Raw genomic sequence first — 7,247 nt, 5'->3', positions numbered from 1 at the left:
CTATCTGCAACCTCAAAACTGTGTTTTGAGCTGACTTCGTCAGTTCTATCTGCAACCTCAAAGCTGTACTTTGAGCAGCTTACGGCTAGTTTACTCTTTGATTTTCATTGAGTATGAAACTAAATTTCAAACACATAGTCCTTTTATTATACTGCAAGAAGATATAGTTTTCAATTATAGTTTTTCTCTAACTAGCTATAGTCTATTTTTATATCCTAATGTAGAGAAAACAGCCCCAGGGACTGTTTTTCATTAATAATGCATAAGAACCTTGTAATCGTAGTCCCCGATTTTTTCACGGCCGTTCAATTCATCCAATTCAACAAGGAAGGCACAACCTGCTACAATACCACCAAGTTTTTCAATCATCTCGATAGTTGCCTTAACAGTTCCACCTGTTGCCAAGAGGTCATCTACAATAAGAACGCGTTGACCTGGTTTGATTGCATCCGCATGCATAGTCAAGGTATCAACACCGTACTCTTTTTCATAGTCAGCAGAAATGACTTCACGTGGCAATTTACCTGGTTTACGAACAGGTGCAAAACCAATTCCCAACTCAAAGGCAACTGGACAGCCCACAATAAATCCACGAGCCTCAGGCCCTACAACCATGTCAATTTTCTTGTCAGTAGCATACTGAACAATTTCACGAACAGCATAGCTATAAGCATTTCCATCAGCCATCAAAGGACTAATATCACGGAAGGTGATACCTTCTTTTGGATAATTTTCAATTGTTGCAATGTAATCTTTTAAATTCATATTTTTCTTTCTTTCAAAGTTTTTACTCTCTATTATAGCATATTTTCCAGTAAAGAAGAAAGGGAAAACAATATTTCATTTGCTAGTCACCCTATAAGTCAAATAAGATGACCATTTTTATTCAAAGGGTATCACAAGATAGATGCATAATATGACTTCCCTAGCAAAAAGGAGAGAAGCATTTTGTTTCTCTCCTTAGATTAACTGATATCTCTCCACTACAATTGATAAAGAGATATCTTTTCTTGTAGTGCTTTGAATTTTATTTATTTTAGTAGACTGTTTTTTCAGTTTCTACATCAAAGAAGTGTGCTTTGTTCAAGTCAAATCCAAGTTCAACTGTTGCACCTGTTTGCAAGTAGTCACGAGCATCAACTTTTGCAACAAATTCATCTTTACCAACTTGGCAGTAAAGGTGAGATTCTGAACCAAGCAGTTCTGATACAGAGATAGTCGCTTTTACAACACAGTCTGGGAATGTTTCAAGGAAAGCAGGTTCTGCATTCACGTCTTCTGGACGAATACCGAAGATCAATTCTTTACCTTCGTAGCCTTTTTCACGAAGAACTTTCAAAGCACCTTCTGGAACTTTCAAACGGAAACCATCAGAAATAATTTCACTTCCAACCAATTTCACATTGATGAAGTTCATAGCTGGGCTTCCGATGAATCCTGCTACGAATTTATTAACTGGGTTTTTGTAAACTTCTTGAGGAGTACCGATTTGTTCAACACGTCCGATAGTACCTGTACCAGCAGGGTTCTTAGTTGCTGACATGATAACGATACGGTCTGCAAGTGTCATCGCTTCTGTTTGGTCGTGAGTTACGTAGATAGTAGTAGCTCCGATACGACGGTGGATTTTCGCAATCTCAGCACGCATTGATACACGAAGTTTAGCATCCAAGTTTGACAAAGGTTCGTCCATCAAGAATACTTTTGCATCACGGACGATGGCACGACCCATGGCAACACGTTGACGTTGACCACCTGAAAGGTCAGCTGGTTTACGTTCCAAAAATTCTTTCAATCCAAGAATTTCAGCTGCTTCTTGCACACGTTTGTCGATATCTTCTTTGCTGTATTTACGCAATTTCAAACCGAAAGCCATGTTGTCATAAACAGTCATGTGTGGGTAAAGAGCGTAGTTTTGGAATACCATGGCGATGTCACGGTCTTTTGGAGCTACGTCGTTGACAACCACGCCATCGATAGATGCAGTACCTTCTGTGATGTCTTCAAGACCAGCAATCATACGGAGTGTAGTTGATTTACCACATCCTGAAGGACCTACGAAAACGATAAATTCTTTATCTTTGATGTTCAAGTTGAAATCTTCAACTGAATAGTGTTCGCTGTTTGGATATTTTTTGTAAATATTTTTAAGATTTAATTCTACCATGAGGTGAACTCCTTTTGTCTTTTGATAATTATATTATAGATGAAAACGCTTTACATTTCTATGGCAAGGTGACCAAAAAAACAAAAAAGTTCTGTGCAACTTGCACAAAACTTTAGAGAATATCGGAGAATTTTAAGAAGATAATCTTTATTATTCTTCTATACAAAAGACAAAAGCAGAAACAAGGATTAGTTTTCCCATATTTTCGCTGATTCTCCACTACATTTGACTGGATTCTAATTTTTTAGAGAAATACAAAAGAGCTAGCCTAAGCTAACTCTTATCCTATGCGGAGAGAGGGACTTGAACCCTCACGACCTAAAGCGGTCACAGGATCCTTAGTCCTGCGCGTCTGCCAATTCCGCCATCCCCGCGTCGATTACTTTACTAGTATATCAACTTTTGGGATACTTGTCAACACTTTTTTTCAAAATTTTTCATTTCATCTACCAAATTACTCTAAAATTTCATTTAGATTTTCATCTACTAACTTAGCTCCAAGTGTATTTTTGAAATGACCTAGGGCAAATTGATGATTTTCAGGCCAGATAGAAGCAACAGCTGGTTTAACAATCTCGATGTCATATCCTAGATTATAGGCATCGATAGCTGTATGCAGGACACAGATATCCGTCAAGACACCTGTTAAGATAACGGTAGACACTCTACGCTCTCTCAAACGAATATCCAGGTCAGTCCCTGAAAAAGCTGAGTAATGGCGTTTATCCATCCAAAAGACACGACTGTCTGAACCATGCTCTTGATAAAAGATCCCCAAATCTCCATATAAATTCCGTCCGCTCGTCCCAATCAGATTATGAGGAGGGAATAGTTTACTTTCTGGATGGAAACAATCATTTTCCTCGTGCGCATCAATCGTAAAGAAGATGTAATCTCCGCGTTCAAAAGCTAACCGAGTCACCTTGCTAATGGCTTCCGAAATAGCTTGAGCTGGAGCCCCTGCTGTCAATTTACCACTATCAGCAACAAAATCTTCCGTATAGTCAATCGAAATCAAAGCCTTAGTCATTAGTAATCTCTTTTCTTCACTTCTTCAAAAATATCTGAAATCAAGACCTTAAGATAGGTTCCCTTCATTCCAAGCGAGCGACTTTCAATAATCCCCGCAGATTCAAGTTTACGCAGAGCATTGACAATCACAGAACGAGTGATTCCGATACGGTCTGCAATTACAGACGCAGTTAACTGCCCTTCATTTCCATTTAATTCTCCTAAAATTGCTGAAACAGCACGGAGTTCGGAGTAAGAAAGGGTATTAACCGCCATGGTAACAGCAGTACGGCGACGGATATTTTTCTCATCTTCCTCACGCTGGAAGTTGAGAAGTTGAATCCCAACAACGGTACTGGCAATCTCAACCAAAATCAAATCTTCATCTTCGAATTTTTTATCATTACGCCAAATAATCAAAGAACCAAGGCGAATCCCCGATACATGAATCGGTGCAATAGTTGTTAATCCATCTGGAAAATCGTCTCTACTCTCAACAGGGAAAATACTCATATCATGCTCAACAGGCAAATTTGCTTCTGTTTCGTAAATCATATTAGCCCCTTGAACGTAGTCATCTGGGAAAATCTTAGTTTGGAAGAATTGCTCTACGCGATCTGTATTTGTTTTATAACGCATAAAATAGCCAAGCAGACGTCCCTTACTATTGATAATGCAGGCATTGCAATGAATAATATCCGCTAACTGACGCGTAATAGCGTTGTAAGGAAGCTCATCCTGCAACTGCTCCTCTGAGCGCTTCAAAATTGATGTAATCTTTCTTGTTTTTTCTAATAAATGTGCCATTTTTCACCTCGAATTTAATCGCTATCATTATAACATAAAAACGTCTCTTTTTCAATAATTATCTGAAAATTGCTTATTTAATTGCAATTTGAAAAAACAAGAATATTTTTAACTAAATTGTTCCTTTTCTATTGACAAGTTGCCTGTTTTTGTGTATCATAACATTATAAAAAGATAATACAACAATTTTATTTATCTTTTTTCACATTCGGTCTCCTTATATAAAAAAAAGCGATTCATTTTGAACCGCTTTTTCTTATTTATCGCCCTTGTTACGAATCACAAAGCCTGTTTGCTTTTCGCTTGAAGTAGTGCGTGGTTTTTTATTATCCTTACGATAACGTTTTTCCTTATCAAAACGATCATTGCCACGGCGATCACGGTCTCGACGGTCATCTCCACGACGGCCTCCACGACCTCCCTTAGCTTTACCACTGAAGCCATTACCTGATGGTTTAAATGGCAGTGGTTTTTCACGTGCAATTTCTACTTCAGGAAGACTATCTGGATCTTGAACAGTCAGACTCAAGATATACATTGCCAATTCTTCTGGAGTAAATTCGGCAGCTAGCTTACGAGCATCCTTACCAAATTTCTCAAAGTTGGCACGGATAGTCTCATCTGCAAAATCACGTTCGATTTTCTTAAGAGCTACGTGTTTTTTAGCTTGAAATGCTTCTTCTGCACTTGCAGGTTTGAGACCTTTCATGCGTTTCTTGGTCAAGTTTTCAATGATTTGCAGGTAACCCATTTCGTTTGGAGCAACAAAAGTAATAGACTGACCTGACTTACCAGCACGACCTGTACGACCGATACGGTGAACATAACTTTCAGGATCTTGTGGAATATCGTAGTTGTAGACATGGGTCACACCTGAAATATCCAAACCACGCGCTGCAACGTCTGTCGCAACCAGAACATCAAGATTGCCATTTTTAAAGTCACGAAGGACACGAAGACGTTTGTTTTGGTCCAAATCACCATGAATTCCTTCTGCACGGAAGCCACGGATTTTCAAACCACGAGTCAATTCATCTACACGGCGTTTTGTACGACCAAATACGATAGCAAGCTCAGGTTGCTCCACATCCATGAGACGAGTCATGGTGTCAAATTTTTCTTGTTCTTTAACTCGGATATAGTATTGGTCAACCAATTCTGTTGTCAATTCCTTAGCAGCAATCTTGACATGCTCAGGTTCTTTCATAAACTGAACACCGATACGTTTGATAGCATCTGGCATAGTTGCTGAGAAGAGTAGAGTTTGACGGTTTTCAGGGACACGGGAGATGATAGCTTCAATGTCTTCAAGGAAGCCCATGTTGAGCATTTCATCCGCTTCGTCAAGGATAAGAGTTTCAATATCTTGTAATTTCAAGGCCTTGCGTTTAATCAAGTCCAAAAGGCGACCTGGAGTTCCCACCACGATATGGGCACCAGATTTAAGAGCCTTAATTTGTTTTTCGATGCTTGATCCACCATATACTGAGCGAACCTTGACTCCCTTACTACGACCAAAGCGGAAGAGTTCCTCTTGACTTTGGACAGCTAGTTCACGAGTTGGAGCGATGACCAAGGCTTGGATAGTCCCTTCTTCTGTACGGATTTTTTCAAGGGTAGGCAAGCCAAAGGCTGCAGTTTTTCCTGTACCAGTCTGAGCTTGACCGATAACGTCCTTGCCTTCAAGGGCCAAGGGAATGGTTTGTTCTTGGATCGGACTGGCTTCTACAAAACCAGCTTTTTCAATCTCTGCTAGCAAATCAGCAGACAAGTTTAATTCATTAAATTTCACGTTATTCTTCTTTCTAAAGGTGGTGCGAAGCCACCCTATAGGGCTTAGTTTATACTTTTCTTTTTATGACGTATTTTCATATACTGGATACAAAATCGTGTTGCTTCTTTTCCACAAAAGAAAAGTACTGTTTTCTTTGCAACCTATCTAGTATAACACAAGAGAGAAGCAAAAGATAGCCCCATTTCTACAGAAAATCATGTAAGCGGTTTTTAGCTTTCCTTTTTGATGGAACGACCTAGATAATAAGACAAAGCCAAGGCGATACTATATAAAATGATAAAAACGAACAAGGTTTGTGTGTAAGAATGAGCCATTTTATAAGTCTCTGCTAATAAAATAGGTCCTGCTAAACCAGCCATTGCCCAAGCTGTTAAAATATAACCATGCAGAGCAGCCAATTCCTTGGTTCCAAAAATATCACTGAGATAAGCTGGAATCAAAGAAAAACCAGCTCCATAGCAAGTCATCAAAATAGACATAGCGACTACAAATAAAACGGAATCTGTAAAGAGCCAAAGTGAGAGAGAAAAGAAAAGATTGACAAGCAGTAATATACTAAAGGTTAGAGGGCGACCGATATAGTCAGACAAACTCGCCCAAAGCAAGCGACCAAATCCATTGAAAATCCCTAAAACGCCCACCATTACTGCTGCATGACTTGTAGACAAGCCAGCCATTTCCTGTGCCATTGGCGATGCCGCTGAAATTAAGCCTAAACCACAAGCTATGTTGATAAAGAAAATAATCCAAAGTATATAAAACCGATTGCTTTTCAGAGCCTGATTTGCAGCCATTCCTTGCGTCAAAGAGGCTATTTTTTCTTTCCCTGAAGCAGATAAAATTGCAAGCTCTTGCTCATTTGGACGCTTAATGAATTGTGAAGCTAGGAGCATGATAATAAAGTAACTTGCACCTAAAATATAAAAAGTTTCTACAAGCCCTACCCCCGCGATGAGATGTTGCGCTATAGGACTAGTCAATAAAGAAGCAAAACCAAACCCCATAATCGCTAAACCTGTTGCGAGACCACGTTTATCAGGAAACCATTTTATAATTGTTGACACAGGGGTAATATAGCCTGCTCCCAAACCAAGCCCACCTAAAATGCCATAAGCGAGATACAGCAACCACAGCTCCTGACGGTCTATTGCAAATCCTGTTAAGATATTTCCACCTGCGTATAGAAAAGCAGATAGACTCCCCATGACTCTCGGACCAAATTTTTCTACCAAACGCCCCATAAATGCAGCCGATAAGCCCAAACAAAAGATTGCTAGACTAAAGGCAAAGGCAACAGAAGCCTGATCCCATCCCGTTTTTTCAATAATAGGGTTGCGATAAACACTCCAAGCATAAGTAGAACCCAGCATTAAGTGTAAAATGACCCCAGCAAAGGCAATAATATAACGATTCGATTTCATAAAACCTCCTATTTTCGAACATTTATTCTATCTTATATAAAAATAG

Annotated in this window: 6 protein-coding genes and 1 tRNA gene; all 7 read right to left on the bottom strand. The window is 39.3% G+C overall.

Annotation, left to right across the window (positions count from 1 at the left end):
* Positions 1-252: 252 nt before the first annotated feature.
* Positions 253-765 (bottom strand): adenine phosphoribosyltransferase, encoded by a 513-nt coding sequence (locus tag HT736_RS06755; RefSeq protein ID WP_023933925.1) that lies wholly within the window; start codon positions 763-765, stop codon positions 253-255.
* A gap of 271 nt (positions 766-1,036) precedes the next feature.
* Positions 1,037-2,167, bottom strand: a complete 1,131-nt coding sequence (ugpC, locus tag HT736_RS06750) for a sn-glycerol-3-phosphate ABC transporter ATP-binding protein UgpC (RefSeq protein ID WP_000229957.1) — start codon at positions 2,165-2,167, stop codon at positions 1,037-1,039.
* A gap of 288 nt (positions 2,168-2,455) precedes the next feature.
* A tRNA-Leu gene (locus HT736_RS06745) sits at positions 2,456-2,541 on the bottom strand.
* 80 nt (positions 2,542-2,621) lie between these two features.
* Positions 2,622-3,197: an isochorismatase family cysteine hydrolase gene (locus HT736_RS06740; RefSeq protein ID WP_172930869.1), complete on the bottom strand. Its 576-nt coding sequence runs from the start codon at positions 3,195-3,197 to the stop codon at positions 2,622-2,624.
* Positions 3,197-3,985, bottom strand: coding sequence for a GTP-sensing pleiotropic transcriptional regulator CodY (gene codY / locus HT736_RS06735; RefSeq protein ID WP_000940732.1), 789 nt, complete (start codon positions 3,983-3,985; stop codon positions 3,197-3,199). Before codY ends, HT736_RS06740 begins: the two co-directional genes overlap by 1 nt.
* Positions 3,986-4,241: 256 nt before the next feature.
* Positions 4,242-5,777, bottom strand: coding sequence for a DEAD/DEAH box helicase (locus HT736_RS06730; RefSeq protein ID WP_138704988.1), 1,536 nt, complete (start codon positions 5,775-5,777; stop codon positions 4,242-4,244).
* 212 nt (positions 5,778-5,989) lie between these two features.
* Positions 5,990-7,201, bottom strand: coding sequence for an OFA family MFS transporter (locus tag HT736_RS06725; protein ID WP_054392598.1), 1,212 nt, complete (start codon positions 7,199-7,201; stop codon positions 5,990-5,992).
* Between the last annotated feature and the right edge of the window lie 46 nt (positions 7,202-7,247).

The sequence above is a fragment of the Streptococcus sp. 339 genome (genome assembly GCF_013277285.1).
GTDB lineage: Bacteria > Bacillota > Bacilli > Lactobacillales > Streptococcaceae > Streptococcus > Streptococcus pseudopneumoniae.
Note: the sequence above shows the minus strand (reverse complement) of the source record. Positions and strands in the feature narration are given on the sequence as shown.

Excerpts from the sequence above, each read along its gene's own strand:
- HT736_RS06755 (WP_023933925.1), bottom strand. The coding sequence starts at position 765 with ATGAATTTAAAAGATTACATTGCAACAATTGAAAATTATCCAAAAGAA.
- codY (WP_000940732.1), bottom strand. The coding sequence starts at position 3,985 with ATGGCACATTTATTAGAAAAAACAAGAAAGATTACATCAATTTTGAAG.
- HT736_RS06740 (WP_172930869.1), bottom strand. The coding sequence starts at position 3,197 with ATGACTAAGGCTTTGATTTCGATTGACTATACGGAAGATTTTGTTGCT.
- ugpC (WP_000229957.1), bottom strand. The coding sequence starts at position 2,167 with ATGGTAGAATTAAATCTTAAAAATATTTACAAAAAATATCCAAACAGC.
- HT736_RS06725 (WP_054392598.1), bottom strand. The coding sequence starts at position 7,201 with ATGAAATCGAATCGTTATATTATTGCCTTTGCTGGGGTCATTTTACAC.